The organism is Streptacidiphilus sp. PAMC 29251 (assembly GCF_054208735.2).
This window is the reverse complement of sequence record NZ_CM135725.2, coordinates 1,691,152-1,704,912: the sequence shown is the minus strand read 5'-3', so window position 1 is coordinate 1,704,912 and position 13,761 is coordinate 1,691,152. Positions and strand designations below refer to the sequence as shown.

At 70.0% G+C, this 13,761-nt stretch carries 14 protein-coding genes and 1 pseudogene; 5 read left to right on the top strand and 10 right to left on the bottom strand.

Annotation, left to right across the window (positions count from 1 at the left end):
* Window positions 1–69: 69 nt before the first annotated feature.
* The 3 genes from ACXKR8_RS08130 to ACXKR8_RS08120 form a co-directional block, all read right to left on the bottom strand.
* Window positions 70–798: a DUF2625 domain-containing protein gene (locus tag ACXKR8_RS08130; RefSeq protein ID WP_458272217.1), complete on the bottom strand. Its 729-nt coding sequence runs from the start codon at window positions 796–798 to the stop codon at window positions 70–72.
* A gap of 813 nt (window positions 799–1,611) precedes the next feature.
* Window positions 1,612–2,112 carry a hypothetical protein gene (locus ACXKR8_RS08125; RefSeq protein WP_458272216.1) on the bottom strand — a complete coding sequence of 167 codons (501 nt, stop codon included), beginning with the start codon at window positions 2,110–2,112 and terminating at the stop codon, window positions 1,612–1,614.
* A 204-nt stretch (window positions 2,113–2,316) separates the two neighbouring features.
* Window positions 2,317–2,955, bottom strand: a complete 639-nt coding sequence (locus ACXKR8_RS08120; RefSeq protein ID WP_458272215.1) for a TetR family transcriptional regulator — start codon at window positions 2,953–2,955, stop codon at window positions 2,317–2,319.
* 96 nt (window positions 2,956–3,051) lie between these two features.
* Between ACXKR8_RS08120 and ACXKR8_RS08115 the strand changes: the two are divergent.
* Window positions 3,052–5,252: pseudogene (locus tag ACXKR8_RS08115) on the top strand (MMPL family transporter).
* A 25-nt stretch (window positions 5,253–5,277) separates the two neighbouring features.
* Here ACXKR8_RS08115 and ACXKR8_RS08110 read toward each other — a convergent pair.
* The 6 genes from ACXKR8_RS08110 to ACXKR8_RS08085 all read right to left on the bottom strand — a co-directional run bounded on the left by ACXKR8_RS08110 (window position 5,278) and on the right by ACXKR8_RS08085 (window position 8,301).
* A complete protein-coding gene (locus ACXKR8_RS08110; RefSeq protein WP_458272213.1) occupies window positions 5,278–5,724 on the bottom strand; it encodes a sec-independent translocase in 447 nt (148 codons plus the stop codon).
* 3 nt (window positions 5,725–5,727) lie between these two features.
* Window positions 5,728–6,147 (bottom strand): hypothetical protein, encoded by a 420-nt coding sequence (locus ACXKR8_RS08105; RefSeq protein ID WP_458272212.1) that lies wholly within the window; start codon window positions 6,145–6,147, stop codon window positions 5,728–5,730.
* Window positions 6,148–6,157: 10 nt separating this feature from the next.
* Entirely contained in the window at window positions 6,158–6,571 is a 414-nt protein-coding gene (locus tag ACXKR8_RS08100; RefSeq protein ID WP_458272211.1) for a cupredoxin domain-containing protein, read from the bottom strand.
* A gap of 115 nt (window positions 6,572–6,686) precedes the next feature.
* Window positions 6,687–7,526: a ferritin-like domain-containing protein gene (locus ACXKR8_RS08095; RefSeq protein ID WP_458272210.1), complete on the bottom strand. Its 840-nt coding sequence runs from the start codon at window positions 7,524–7,526 to the stop codon at window positions 6,687–6,689.
* Window positions 7,523–7,819, bottom strand: a complete 297-nt coding sequence (locus ACXKR8_RS08090; protein ID WP_462100403.1) for a ferritin-like domain-containing protein — start codon at window positions 7,817–7,819, stop codon at window positions 7,523–7,525. The genes ACXKR8_RS08095 and ACXKR8_RS08090 overlap by 4 nt, the downstream gene beginning before the upstream one ends.
* The gene (locus ACXKR8_RS08085; RefSeq protein WP_462100402.1) at window positions 7,813–8,301 is read right to left on the bottom strand and encodes a hypothetical protein; all 489 of its coding nucleotides are present in this window, start codon (window positions 8,299–8,301) and stop codon (window positions 7,813–7,815) included. The genes ACXKR8_RS08090 and ACXKR8_RS08085 overlap by 7 nt, the downstream gene beginning before the upstream one ends.
* A 241-nt stretch (window positions 8,302–8,542) precedes the next feature.
* On the opposite strand from ACXKR8_RS08085, the gene ACXKR8_RS08080 reads away from it, so the two are divergent.
* Both ACXKR8_RS08080 and ACXKR8_RS08075 read left to right on the top strand, forming a co-directional pair.
* Complete coding sequence (locus ACXKR8_RS08080; RefSeq protein ID WP_458272208.1) at window positions 8,543–8,767, top strand: hypothetical protein; 225 nt, start codon at window positions 8,543–8,545, stop codon at window positions 8,765–8,767.
* Between the two features lie 187 nt (window positions 8,768–8,954).
* A complete protein-coding gene (locus tag ACXKR8_RS08075) occupies window positions 8,955–10,520 on the top strand; it encodes an MFS transporter (protein WP_462100401.1) in 1,566 nt (521 codons plus the stop codon).
* Here ACXKR8_RS08075 and ACXKR8_RS08070 read toward each other — a convergent pair.
* A complete protein-coding gene (locus tag ACXKR8_RS08070; protein WP_462100400.1) occupies window positions 10,497–11,099 on the bottom strand; it encodes a FadR/GntR family transcriptional regulator in 603 nt (200 codons plus the stop codon). The genes ACXKR8_RS08075 and ACXKR8_RS08070 overlap by 24 nt on opposite strands.
* A gap of 248 nt (window positions 11,100–11,347) precedes the next feature.
* Here ACXKR8_RS08070 and ACXKR8_RS08065 point away from each other — a divergent pair, with 248 nt between their 5' ends.
* Window positions 11,348–12,223 (top strand): carbon-nitrogen hydrolase family protein, encoded by an 876-nt coding sequence (locus ACXKR8_RS08065; protein ID WP_458272205.1) that lies wholly within the window; start codon window positions 11,348–11,350, stop codon window positions 12,221–12,223.
* A gap of 61 nt (window positions 12,224–12,284) precedes the next feature.
* Window positions 12,285–13,664, top strand: a complete 1,380-nt coding sequence (locus tag ACXKR8_RS08060; protein ID WP_458272204.1) for an APC family permease — start codon at window positions 12,285–12,287, stop codon at window positions 13,662–13,664.
* The last annotated feature ends 97 nt before the right edge of the window (window positions 13,665–13,761 follow it).

Sequence of the window (13,761 nt, the reverse complement as noted above, 5' to 3'; positions counted from 1 at the left end):
GACATCCGTTGCCAAAAGCTGTCGACAATCGCTCTCCGGTAGCGGTTCTGACAGCTGCACATCGCGGGCCTACACGTCGCCGAGGAACCCTGGATCAGCCGGGCCCATCTGCCGTGCGCAGTCGGCGGTCACGCCGAGGACCTCGCACATGGGCACCGGCCGCCGACTGGTGGCAGCGAGGTCAGCATGGGCCTCCTTCGACCACAGAAACGGATACACGGTGATCCCCTGTGTGAAGTCCAAAGCGGCGGCGTCCTGGCGCCAACTGGGCCACCGCAACCCGTCATAGAACGTCTCCAGGCGGCCGGACAGCAGCCAGGAGATCCAGGCAGAGTGGCCCATCTCCATCGCTTCCCACGCGAGGGTGTCCGGAGCGAAGTAGGCCATCTGTCCTGGAACGCCGGGGCGTCCCGCAGCGGCGGGGTCATGGCCGTTGAGGGCGAACACTCCGCCGAGGACGTCGTGGCCGACGATAAGGCCAGTCACGGGGCTCCAGGCGGGGTCGAAGTCAGCGGGGAACCGGTTGACCTGGGCCAAGCTCGGCAAGTCGCGGTCATCGGAGCCTGAACCCCCGCCGAACACCCGGACCCATCCGCCGTCCACGACCAGGCCGCCGCTGTTCAGCACCAGGCTGCCGAGCGCGGATCGCGCGGTGACCTGCATCTGCAGCAGGCAGCGACGGCCTTCGACGTCGTCGACCGGTAGCACCTCCAACGGTGCCGCGCTGGCCGCGAACAACTCCTGGAGTTCTGGCCAAGCCGGGTCGTTCACATTGATCAGCTCGTCGAGTTCATGCATCCAAGGATGATCGCAGCGCTTTCCCCGTGGTCGGCACGGGGGCCTCCGCTTCGTTTCTCCGCAACCCGATTGGAAACCATGACACTGTGCCCCTGGAAGGCCGCTGTTCCCTGCGAAGCCTCTTCAGAAATGCTGAACTCGCGCGCTTAGGTCGGCGACTACATCGGAGACAGCACCCGGGCCGAAATCGCCTACGCCCGGTCGCTGGGCAAGCCCGTACGGTTCACGCACCCCGAAGTCGACCCTGACGCCTGACCGCCCGCTGCCACCTCGACAACCAGGGCCGGCGGCCCGCCCGCCACGCAGATGACCACCGGTGCGGCGGTATCAGGGCGTGGTCGACGACCGTTGCGCCGCAGGCGAGTGCGATCAGGACGGTGATCGCGACGGGTCGGCGTAGCCAAGCCGGTACGGTCGGCGGGGGAGGGGATGCGGGTCAGTGGCGGTGTCGGTCGCGCCAGGCCAGGGCCGCACCGGTGATGAGGCACACGGCGGCTGCAATGGCGAGGATGAGGTTGGTGTGCGGGCCGAAGATGGGACCGGTGACAGCGAGCATGCCCGACGCCTGCCCAGGGCTGCGATGGCGATGCGGGTCGGCCGGAGGTTGACGCGGAGATCAAAGCGTCGCAGGGGTGTGACTCCAGTCCGAGCAGGGCAGCTACCGCCAGACCTTCCGCACGACCGCGTTGACCCGTTCCCGGTCCCCAGGCACCGTCGAGCCCAGCAGCACGACGTCGTTGTCACACGGATCCAGCCAGGCCTGACAGGTGATGACACGGACGAGCGAAGGGTCCGTTCTGGTCCGGCGACTCCTCAGGGGGTCGTCAGAGGGAAGCCACACGAGTCGATCAGCTCGAACAGTAGATCCTCAACGAAGGGGTCCGCCTTCTTGGCCAGGGTTTCCCGGAGTGCGTCGTGGTCCGCCTCGAACCCCGCTTCCGCGGCCCACTGGGCGATCAGCTCGACGGGGCCGGGAGACGATACGCGGATGCCGTAGTCGGCGGCCATGGCCGGGTCAAGGAGAGTCGACCACCGCACCCCGGAGGTGCCCAGCCCGCGTACGTCGCACAAGTCGCTGTCCATCACGTTCGCGATCAGGGCGGGAGCTGCTGTCGCCTCTACGAGTGCCTGGAGAACGCGTGTACCGTCGTTCGGTAGCCCGTGGAGGACCTGGATGGTCTGCCAGCCGCCGGGACGAGGCGCACATGCGGACAGGCATCCGATGTGGCCTTCGGCGCAACCGGACGCGAACAACGCGACCTCAAGCAACGGCTGGTCAGTGCGAGCCACGACATAATCGCCAGAGAAACCCATGCGCCCTCCCAGTTGAACGATGAGCAGAGGCTACGCGATGCATCCGACATCCCCAGCAAGAGGATCACGCAGAGCCTCGCCCCGCTGTCGGCCTGAGTCGCGAACGGTACCCAGACGGTGGGTACCCCTGCCGTCGGCCGACCTTCAGTGCGAGGGTCGGTCATGCCGCAGGGTCCTCACCGGCGAGGACCCTTGTCCAGCAGGTCAGGACCCGCTGCCGAGCCCGGCCAGCGCCGCGTCGATCACGACCTCGCGTTCCGCGTCGCTGAACAGCGTGGTGTCGTCCGGCAGATGACGGGCCGTCAGGCACCCGTCCGCCAAGGCCGAGTCGGGCCCCGCACTGTTCGCCGCACGCATCGCGGTGAACAGGCGGGTCATCACCAGGGTGCGGATGCCGCCGAGGGCGAACTGCCAGCGCAGCAGTTGGTCCGGGTCGGTGCCGCCGGAGAGGTGTGTCTCGATCCGCTGGATGAGCTCCATCGGGTGGTGCCGGGTCTTGACCGCGGCCCGAGCGCCGGGGTCGACCATCAGCGGGTGCAGGCCGGGGATGCCCTCGATGGTCAGGTCCAGGAACCGGTGCAGCATCTCCGCGGGCGAGTGCAGCCCCGACTCCGCGGCCTGCGCGTAGTCGGTCAGGGCCTGCACGGCGGGCTGCACCAGGCCGTCGAGCAGGTCCTCCTTGGAGGCGAAGTGGTAGTAGAGGGCAGCTTTGGTGATCCCCAGCCGCTCGGCGATGTCCCGCATCGAGGCGCCCGAGTACCCGTGCTCGGCGAAGACCTCCGCCGCCGCGTCCAGGATCCGCTGCCTGGTCTGCGGTGCACTGCTTCCCACTGTTCTCGCCATATGCCCTATGCCCTACTCCCTGACGAACCGGTGACGAACCGGTAATGAGCGCATGCTACCTTCACCCCCATAACTAACCTACCGGTCGATTAATTCATGGAGGGCGCTGTGGCGACCCTGGCCCGCTGGTGCTTCCGGCACCGTTTTGTGGTGCTGCTGATCTGGGTGGTGGGCCTGGTCGGCCTGGGCACCCTCGGCAGCGCACTCGGTTCGAACTACTCCAACAGCTTCTCGCTTCCGGGCACCGAGTCGACCAAGGCACTCACCCTGCTGCAGTCGCAGTTCCCGTCGCAGTCCGGCGACCAGGACACCATTGTCTGGCACACCACCTCGGGCAGCGTGCGCGCGACCCCGGTCAAGCAGTCGATGGCCTCCACCCTCGCCACCATCGCCAAGCTCCCCGAGGTGGCCGCGGTCCGCAGCCCCTACGACGCGGCGGGCGCGGCGCAGATCAGCAAGGACGGAAAGACCGCCTACGCGCAGGTCAACTTCACCGGCCAGGCCAGCGCCCTGAACGTGAAGGACGTCAACAAGGTCGTCGACACCGCCCAGGCGGCCGGCACCTCGACCCTGCAGGTGGAGCTGACCGGCAACGCCATCGACCAGGTCACCCAGGCCAAGCCCTCCTCCAGCGAGGGCCTCGGCATCCTGGCCGCCGCGGTCGTGCTGTTCATCACCTTCGGCTCGCTGTTCGCGATGGCGCTGCCGATCCTGACCGCGGTCTTCGGCCTGGGCGCCGGCATCCTCTCGGTCAACCTGCTCACCCACACCTTCGGCATCGCCTCGCTGGCGCCGACCCTGGCCGCGCTGATCGGGCTGGGCGTGGGCATCGACTACGCGCTGTTCATCGTCACCCGCTACCGGCGCGGCCTGCTGCGCGGACTGGCGCCCGAGGAGGCCGCCGCCGTCGCGCTGAACACCTCGGGCCGCGCGGTGCTGTTCGCCGGCGGAACCGTCTGCATCGCCCTGCTGGGCATGCTGGTGCTGGGCGTGTCCTTCCTCAACGGCGTCGCCATCGCCGCCTCGCTGACCGTGCTGTTCACCGTCCTGTCGGCGATCACGCTGCTGCCCGCGCTGCTCGGCATCCTCGGGGTGCGGGTGCTCTCCCGCCGCCAGCGCCGCCGACTGGCCGAGAAGGGTCCTGAGCCGGCTGAGGCCGGCGGCTTCTGGGCCCGCTGGGCCGGCTTCGTCGAGCGCCACCCCAAGGTGCTGTCGCTGGCCGCGGTGCTGGTCCTGGCCGCCCTGGTGATCCCGGTCGGCTCGATCCGGCTCGGCCACGCCGACGACGGCAACTCGCCCACCTCCTCCACCAGCCGCCAGGCCTACGACCTGCTCGCAGACGGCTTCGGACCGGGCTTCAACGGTCCACTGGAGGTGGTCACCCAGTTCAGCGGGGCCGCCGACAGCGCCGCATTCGACAAGCTCACCTCCGCGCTGCGGGCGACCCCGGACGTGGCCGAGGTCCAGGCCATCCCGCTGCGGCCCGGCTCCGACGTCGGCATCATCGACGTCTACCCCGCGTCCAAGCCGGACGCGGTGGCGACCACCGACCTGATCGCCCACCTGCGCTCGGACGTCATCCCGTCCGCCCGCGCCGGATCCACGATGACGGTCTACGTCACCGGGGCCACCGCGATCTTCTACGACTTCGCGCACGTCCTGGACAGCAAGATCCCGCTGTTCATCAGCGTGATCATCGGACTGGGCTTCCTGCTGCTGCTGGTCGCGTTCCGCAGCATCGGGGTGCCGGCCGTGGCGGCGGTGATGAACCTGCTCGGCGCCGGCGCCTCGTTCGGGGTGCTGGTCGCGATCTTCCAGTGGGGCTGGGGGCTGAACCCGCTGGGCCTCGGCACCTCGGGCCGATCGAGGCCTTCCTGCCGGTGATGATGCTGTCGATCCTGTTCGGCCTGTCCATGGACTACCAGGTGTTCCTGGTCAGCCGGATGCACGAGGAGTGGGTCCACACCGGTGACAGCGCGCGTGCGGTGCGGATCGGCCAAGCCGAGACCGGCCGGGTGATCACCGCCGCCGCCACCATCATGATCTGCGTGTTCATGGCCTTCGTCTTCGGCGGCCAGCGGGTCATCGCCGAGTTCGGCATCGGCCTGACGGCCGCGGTGGCCATCGACGCCTTTGTGATCCGCACGGTGCTGGTCCCGGCCGCGATGCAACTGCTCGGCCGGGCCAACTGGTGGCTGCCGGGCTGGCTCGACCGGATCCTGCCGCACCTCTCGGTGGACCCGCCGGAGGAGGACGCCCCGGCGCCGGCCCCGCAGCCGGAGCCGGTCAGGGGGTAAACCCCCCCGGCGGCGCGGCGTCTGATCAGGTCGCGTCGAGGTCGAAGGCCGGAGTCGGAGCCGCCGCCGCTGAGGCGGTGGCTCCGGACCGGCCTTCCGGGCCTTCCGGACCGTCCGCGGTGATCTTGGCCAGCGGGTCGGCGCGGACGGCCCTGACCGCGGCCGTGGCCTCTGCGGCGTCCTTGCTGAAACCGGCCCTGAGCTCCTGGAACTCATTCAGGCCGAGGTCCTCGCCGTGCCGCGCCAGCTGCTTGCGGACGAAGGCCTTGGGGTTGAGATCCTCGAACTCGAACTCCTGGAACTCGGGGCCGAGCTCCTGCCGGATGTCGTCCTTGGCCTTCTCGGAGAACTCACGCACCGCGCGCAGCATCCGCATTCCGTCCGCGATCAGCTTGGGCAGCTTGTCCGGGCCGAAGATGACCACGGCCAGCACCACCAGGGCGACCAGTTTCAGCGGGCTGATGTCGAACACGGGTCAGCTCTCCGTACGGGAATCGTTGCGCCGGGTGAGCCGGCCGGGGACCAGCAGCGGGACCAGGGTCAGCACCGCCACGGCCTGTCCGATCAGGGCCCAGGTCTTGTCACTGGACCAGATCGGCTCGTACATGTCCGGCAGCGGGCCGAAGGCCCCGAGGTCGACATAGCGGTAGACCAGGATCGCGGCCAGTCCGGCGAGGGCGGTCAGCACCGCGAACAGGTCGCCCGGGCGTTTGCGCCAGGCCAGCACCAGCACCACGGCCAGGGCGGCCGCGCCGGCCTCGACCCGGAACAGGGTGCCCTCGCTGATGCTGGCGGTGACCGCGTCGTACTGGCCGGCCAGCTTGGCGTGGATGCCCGCGTCGACGGCCAGACCCAGGGCCGCCAGGATGCGCAGGATGATACGGACTGCGGCCATGGTGGGCTCCCTAGTGAACGGTCACGGTGCCGTGCATGAACTGGTGGATGCTGCAGATGTAGGTGTAACTGCCGGGCGTGGTGGGCGCGGTGAAGCTGCCGGACTTGCCGGGGCCGATGCTGCCGGTGTCGAACTTCTTGTTGTCGGCGGTCAGCGTGTGGGCGGTGGAGTCGTTGTTGACGACCGTCACCTTCTGGCCCGGACTGACCGTCAGATCCATGGGGGCGTAGGCGAAGTGGTCGATGACGATCTTCGTCCCCGACGTCGCCGACGTCCCGGACGCCGCCGGCATGCTGGACATGCTCGCCATCGGCGGAGTACTGGTCTTGGCGGTGGTGGTGGACGTACCGGTGCTTGAGCAGGCTGTCAGAGCGAGCAGCAGCCCGCCTGCCGTCAGTGCCGCACGGTGCCAATTCCTGAACACGGTGATGTCCTCAACCTCGAATGCGCGTAGTACTACCGGGGGTGGTGCGCCACCACCGTGGGGGTGTGGCGGCGCACCAGCTTTGTTGGACCGTCCGGCCCGCTGCGGTCCGGTCTCAGACCGTCAGCAGGCTCGGGCTGGCGGCCTTGTCGACCGGCAGGAAGTCGTCCGGGACCGGGTACTGGCCCAGGACGAAGTTCAGGATCGCCGCGTGCATCGCCTCGACCGGCGCGATGCTCGCCGCCGTGGCGATCCCACCCGCACTGGTCACGTTGTAGGTCGCGAACAGGTACGTCTGGGCGGCCTGGTTCTCCAGCTCGAGAGCGAGCTTGGCGACCCCGCCGACATCGGTGACCGCGCCCAGGGCCTGCAGGGTCGCAGGCTGGTTGGACAGCGGCACGGTGGTGATGGCCGGCTTGCCCGCGCCGGTCAGCACCGCGTTCCACGCCTTGGCGTGGTCCGCGTGCTGCGCCATCGCGGTGGTCGCGAAGCTGGCCACGGCCGGCGGAACCGTCCCCAGCTTTCCGGCCTTGGCGGCCGCCAGCGCGGCGCCGTAGGCGCCCACGGCCTGGTTCTCCAGAGCGGTGGCCAGGGCCACCACCTGCAGGTCGCCGGTGTACATGCTGGCCGCCGAGGCAGAGGCGGACGGAGTCCCGGCACTGCTGCTGGGCGCGCCCACGGCGGACTTGGTGGAGCTGCCGCTGGAGCAGGCGGCCAGCGCCACGGCCGCGGCCACACCGCCGGCGCCCATCAGGAACCCGCGGCGCGTGGCCGCACGGCGCTGCTCGAGCCGGGCGATCGAAGGCTGCGTGGTACGCAGCTCCTCGGTCAGGTCGGCGGCGGCGGCGTGCATCGCGGGCAGGTACTCGCGGTGCGCCTCGTCGAGGTCGCGGGTCAGGCGGGTGAGCTCGCCCTCGGAGATCGGCAGCTGCCAGCTGTCGTTGCCAGCACTCACTTCACGGCCCCTTCACTGATCGGAGAAGCACTCTTGGTCGGGTAGAAAGCGTCGGGGAACCCGATGCTGCCCGCGGCGGCGGGAAGCTTGGCCGCGTCCGTGGGGATCGCGATCAGCTGCGGGGCGCCGCCGGCCAGCAGGGCCTGGACGGCCAGCAGGGTGGAGCGGTGCTGGGCCTCGACCGGTGCGACCGAGGCGAACAGCTTGCGCAGCTGCGGGTCGGTGACCTTGGAGACGTAGCTGGTGTAGGTCTGGGCCGCCACGTCCTCCAGGGTGATCGCGAGCTTCACCACGTCGGCGGGGTCTTGATCGAGGGCAGCATGCCCTTGACCACGGCCAGGTACTTCGGGTCCGCCGCCGTCTGCGCCTTGCCGCCGGCCTGGGTGGCCGCGGCGTTGAACGCCTGTCCGTGCGCGGTGTGCTGGGTGGTGGTCTTGGCGATGAAGGCCGCCACCGTCTTGTTGCCGTTCTTGATGAACGGCAGGCCGGCCGCGGTCGTGTAGACGCTGACCGCCAGGTTCTCCAGCGACGCCGCGGTCTGCAGCGCCTTGATGTCGTCGCTCGACGCAGCGGCCGCACGGGCCGTGCCCAGCAGAGCGGCGCCGCCGACCATGGCGGCGACCGTGCCGCTGCGCTGCCACCAGCGCCGGACCGGCTCCTGCTCCGAGTACTCGGTGAGTGCCTCACGGGTGATCCGCAGCGCGTCGCTGTTCAAATCCTGCGACTGCTCGGTCAACTCCATCAGCAACCGGGTATCGAGGTGCTCCTCGCCCATCACGCCCCATCTCTGATCAACAAGTAGTGCTGGAAGCGGCGGCCTTCTGCCGCTACCTCCTGACTCATGCTTCGCAGCGGACGGCGTGGCGGATGGGTCAATATCCCGATCAAAACCTAAATTCCGGCAATCAGTTGACGACCCGTACGAGGACCAATCCACGGGGTGTTCGGCAACGAATGTGTCACTCGATGTTTACCGCGTGGCGGCAAGGGCTCGCGCGCGGGGCATACTAGACCCAATGACAAAGCCGAGAGCCGCCAAGCGCCACCTTCCCTCCAGTCCCTTCAAAGCCCCTGTTGTGCCGCCCTCGAAACTCTTCGCGGTGGGCAACCGGGTCACTCACGACGTCTACGGCATGGGCCGGATCACCGCGGTCGAGGACGGGGTCGCGGTCCTGGTCGACTTCGGCTCCGAGGAGAGGCGGATCGCCAGCCCGTACGCCAAGCTGACCTCCCTGCAGTAGCCGCTGGTCGCGACCGGCGGGCGGTGGTATTGGGGCCGGCCGGGGGCCGGGCCCGGTATTTCGGGCCGTTCGGTCCGCCGAGACTGGAACGAACGACATTGACCGCCCTGACCACGGCTCCCCGCACCGCCGACGTCCCGCAGCAGCGGGGGCTCCCCGCCCGCTCCGCTCCCGGGCCTGGCATCCGGTGCTGGCGGCAGCCCTGCTCGCCGCGCTCCTGCAGGGGATCTGGGCGTACTTCCTGGCGACCGACGGCGGCGATCTGGCGGCGCAGTACGCGTGGACCCAGTTCGTCACCGCGCACCCGGGGTCGGCCTACGACCTGGCCTGGTACGGCGGCATGCACCCGTTCTCGTACAGCGTGCTGGCGCCCTATCTGATGGCCTGGCTGGGCGTGCGGACCGCGGCGGTGCTCGCCGGGACGCTGGCCGCCGCCGTGCTGGCCCGGCTGCTGGTGCGGACGGGCGTCCCGCGACCGCTGCTGCCGGCGCTGTGCGGGGCCGCGGCGCTGTCCTGCGACACCGCGTCCGGGCGGACCACCTTCGGCATCGGCGCGCTCTTCGCACTCGCGGCGGCTCTCGCTGTGTTCGAGTGCCGGGGCACGCCCCGGCTGCGGCTGGGCGCCGCGGCGCTGCTCGGGGTGCTGGCGACCATGGCCAGCCCGGTGGACGGGCTGTTCCTGCTGGTCCTGGCCCCGGCGCTGTGGCTGACCGGCCGGCGTCCGGCCGCGTACGCGCTGGCCGCGGGGCCGCCGCTGGTGGTCGGCGCCGGCACCCTGCTGTTCCCGTTCTACGGAGTGCAGCCGTACCCGCTGAGCGAGGCGCTGCTGGTGCTGCTCACCGTGCTGCCGATCGCGCTGTTCGCGCCCAGGGGCTGGCGGGCGGTGCGGGTGGGGGCCTGGGTGTACCTGCTGGGCACCCTGCTGGTGCTGCTCGTCCCCTCGCCGATCGGCAGCAATGTGGAGCGGCTGGCGCTGCTGTGCGCGGCGACCGTGCTGCTGGCCGCGGCCCGGGCGGTACGCGGACGGCGGGCCCGGGTGCTGTGGCTCGCCTTCGCGATCGCGCTGTCCTGGCAGACCGTGAAGCCGGTGCAGGACCTCTCCAGCTCCGGGCCCGCCTTCGGCTGGACCCGGTTCGCGCAACCGCTGGAGGCCGAACTGTCCCGGCTGGGCGCCGACCGGGGCCGGGTCGAGGTGGTGGCGGCGAGCACCCATGTCGAGTCGGCGAGCCTGGCCCCCTACGTCGAACTCGCGCGGGGCTGGAACCGGCAGCTGGACGTCGCCCGCAACCCGCTGTTCTACGACGGCACGCTGACCGCGGCCGGCTACCACGGCTGGCTCCGGAACTGGGCGGTGCGCTACGTGGTGCTGCCGCACACCGCGCTGGACCCGGCCTCGGCCGCCGAGGCCCGGCTGGTCAGCGCCGGCCAGTCCTGGCTGCGCCCGGTCTGGCACGACCCGCACTGGAGCATCTACCGGGTCACCGACCCGGAGCCGCTGGCCTCCGCGCCCGCCACGGTGCTGGGCGCGGGCCAGAGCGAGCTGACCGTCCGGGTGGCCACGGCCGGGCCGGTGCTGCTGCGGGTGGTGTGGTCGCCCTGGCTCGGGCTGATCGGCGGGGGCGACGGCTGCCTGGAACGCAGCGGCGACTGGACCCTGCTGCAGGTGGACCGTCCCGGTGTGTTCCGGATCGGCGCCCGCTACGACCTCCCCGACGGGACGCCCTGCCCGCTACCCGGTCGGGTCCCGCAGTGACGGCAGGCCCATGAACATGGTGTGGTGCAGGACCTCGACATGGCGGCGGGCGGCGTCGCCGGCGACCTCCACGTCACCGGCCGCCAGGGCGTCCAGCAGCTCCCGGTGGCCGTCGTTGGAGGATCTGAGGTACTCCAGCGGATACGGCAGGTAGTAGCGGTACAGCTCGCGCAGCACCTCGCCGTAGTGCCGGACCGCGGCGGGGAGCCCGGTCGCCTCGGCCACGGTCAGGTGGAAGGCGGAGTCGGCTGCGTGGAAGGCGGCCCAGTCGGCGGCCGCGTCCATCTCCTCGACCAGCTGTTCCAGCCGGTCCAGCTGCTCCTCGGTGGCCGAGCGCGCGGCGAGGTGGGCGACGCCGCACTCCAGCAGCAGTCGGCGGTCGATCAGGTCGTGCACCTCCGCGCTCGCGTCGGAGTACGCGCCGGCTTCCAGCACGGCGCCGTGCGGCGGACGTTCGCTGACCAACGTGCCGCCGTTGCGGCCCCGGCGCCGCTCCAGCAGGCCGTCCTTGCCCAGCGACACCATCGCCCGGCGGACGGTGATCTCGCTGACGTCCATGGCCCGAGCGATCTGGTCCACCGGGGGAGCCGTTCCCCGGGCGCGAGCAGGCCCAGGTCGACGGCCATGCCGATCCTGGCCCGGACCGTGTCGATGGCTTTGAGCCGGCGGATGCCCGCCACGGCGGGGGAGTCCAGGCCCAGCGCGGGGGTGGGGGTGACCATGTCAGGAGTCTACTGGGGGCGAAGAAAATAGATCAATATGAGCACTCTTGTAAATCAGCTCAATCTGACCTATTTTTTCATCCACCCCCACAGGAAGGCGCATCCATGCCGGATCCGCTGCCCATCGCCGCGGTGCAGGCGGCCCCCCGTGCGATCGACGCCCCGGTGCCGGACTTCGCCGCCGAGGTCGAGGAACTGCTGCGTGCCTTCCCCGAGACCAGGATCGCGGTCTACCCGGAGCTGCATCTGCACGGCGCCGACGACACCCCGAAGACCAGGAACCAGCGGTTGCGGGACTCGGCCGAACCGCTGACCGGCGCCAGGACCCGGCTGCTCGCCGAACTCGCCGGAGACCTGGGCATCTGGCTGGTGCCCGGCAGCGTGTGCGAACAGGGCGCGGACGGACAGCTGTTCAACACCGCGCTGGCCTTCTCCCCGGAGGGCCGGCTCGCCGCCTCCTACCGCAAGGTCTTCCCCTGGCGCCCCTACGAGCCCTACGACCCGGGCGACCGGTTCGTCGTCTTCGACCTGCCCGGCACCGGCCGGGCCGGCCTCTCCATCTGCTACGACGCCTGGTTCCCCGAGGTGAGCCGGCATCTGGCCTGGCTCGGCGCCGAGGTGATCCTCAACGTGGTGAAGACCACCACCAGCGACCGGGCCCAGGAGGTCGTGCTGGCCCGCGCCAACGCCATCACCAACCAGGTGTTCATGGTCAGCGTCAACTGCGCGGGCCCGGTCGGCAGCGGACGGAGCCTGATCGTCGACCCGGAGGGCACCGTCCGGGTCGAGGCGGTCGACGCCGCCCCCACCGTGCTGACCGACGTCCTCGACCTGGGCCACGTCCACCGGGTCCGGCGCTACGGCACGGCCGGCCTCAACCGGGTCTGGGACCAGTTCCAGGCCGGCGACCGGCCGCTGGAACTACCGCTCTACCAGGGCCGGATCGACCCGGCCCGCTGGAACCCGCGGGTCAACGACTGACCCCGCAGGCTGCTGTTCCTGTTCGTACTCCTGCCATCCCCCTCCTCTGTCAGGACCTGCCATGTCTCTGGACACCCCTGCCCCTGCCCTCACCAGATCGCTGACGCTGAGATCGGTGGTGCTGTTCGGCCTCGCCTACATGGCCCCGCTGATCGTGCTCGGCACCTTCGGGATCATCGCCGAGACCACCGGCGGCTCGACCCCCTCCGCGTATCTGCTGGCCCTGGTCGCCATGCTGTTCACCGCGTTCAGCTACGGCCGGATGGCCGCCGCCTTCCCGGTCGCCGGCTCCGCCTACACCTATGTGCGGCGCACCATCGACTCCCGGGTGGGCTTCCTGGTCGGCTGGGCGCTGCTGCTGGACTACTTCTTCCTGCCCATGGTCATCTGGCTGATCGGCGGGGCCTATCTGCAGGCCAAGTTCCCCGGGGTGCCGTTCTGGGTGTGGATCATCAGCTTCATCGCCAGCACGACCGTGCTGAACATTCTCGGCGTCAAGGTCGCCGAGAAGGCCAACTACCTGCTGATGGCCTTTCAGGTGCTGGTCATCGTCATCTTCGTGGCGCTGTCGCTGCAGCACGTGGTGCACATCGACGGCGGCGGCGCGCTGCTGAGCGCACACCCGTTCGCCAACAGCGCCACCACCTTCTCCGGGATCTCCGCGGGCGCCGCGATAGCCGCGTACTCCTTCCTGGGCTTCGACGCGGTCACCACGCTCACCGAGGAGACCGTCGACCCGCGCCGGAACATCCCGCGGGCCATCCTGCTGGTCGCGCTGATCGGCGGCGGCATCTTCGTGGTGGTCGCCTACACCACCCAACTGGTGCACCCCGGAGGGACGTTCACAGACTCCTCCTCGGCCGCCTTCGACATCGCCAAGGTGATCGGCGGGGACTTCTTCGGCTCGGTGTTCCTGGCCGGACTGGTGGTCACCCAGTTCGCCTCCGGGCTCGCCGCCCAGGCCAGCGCCTCCCGGCTGCTGTTCGCGATGGGCCGGGACAATGTGCTGCCCCGGAAGTTCTTCGGCGCCATCCACCCGAAGTACCGCACCCCGGCGCTGAACATCCTGCTGACGGCGGCCATCGGGCTGATCGCGCTGCGGATGAATGTGGCGACCTCCACCTCCTTCATCAACTTCGGGGCGTTCACCGGCTTCACCCTGGTCAATGTGTCCGTCATCGCCTACTACCTGCGCGAGCGGAGGAGCGGCCGGCAGCACCATGTGGTGGCGTATGTGGTGGTCCCGGTGCTGGGCGCGGTCGCCGACCTCTGGCTGCTGACCAAGCTCGACAGCAAGGCGGTCACCCTGGGCCTGAGCTGGCTGGCGATCGGCATCGTCTACCTGGGCGTCCTGACCAAGGGCTTCCGCACCCCGCCGCCGGAGATGGAGTTCACCGAGGACGCCCCGCTGGAGCCGGCCGTCCCGGCCCCGGTCGACTAGGGTTTTAGTCGGAACTTCCTACCGTCGGTGCGGTTGGGCCGGGAGGGGGTTGGCAATGATCCCGGGCGACGGCTGTTCTACCGGGGGAGTGGCGGCA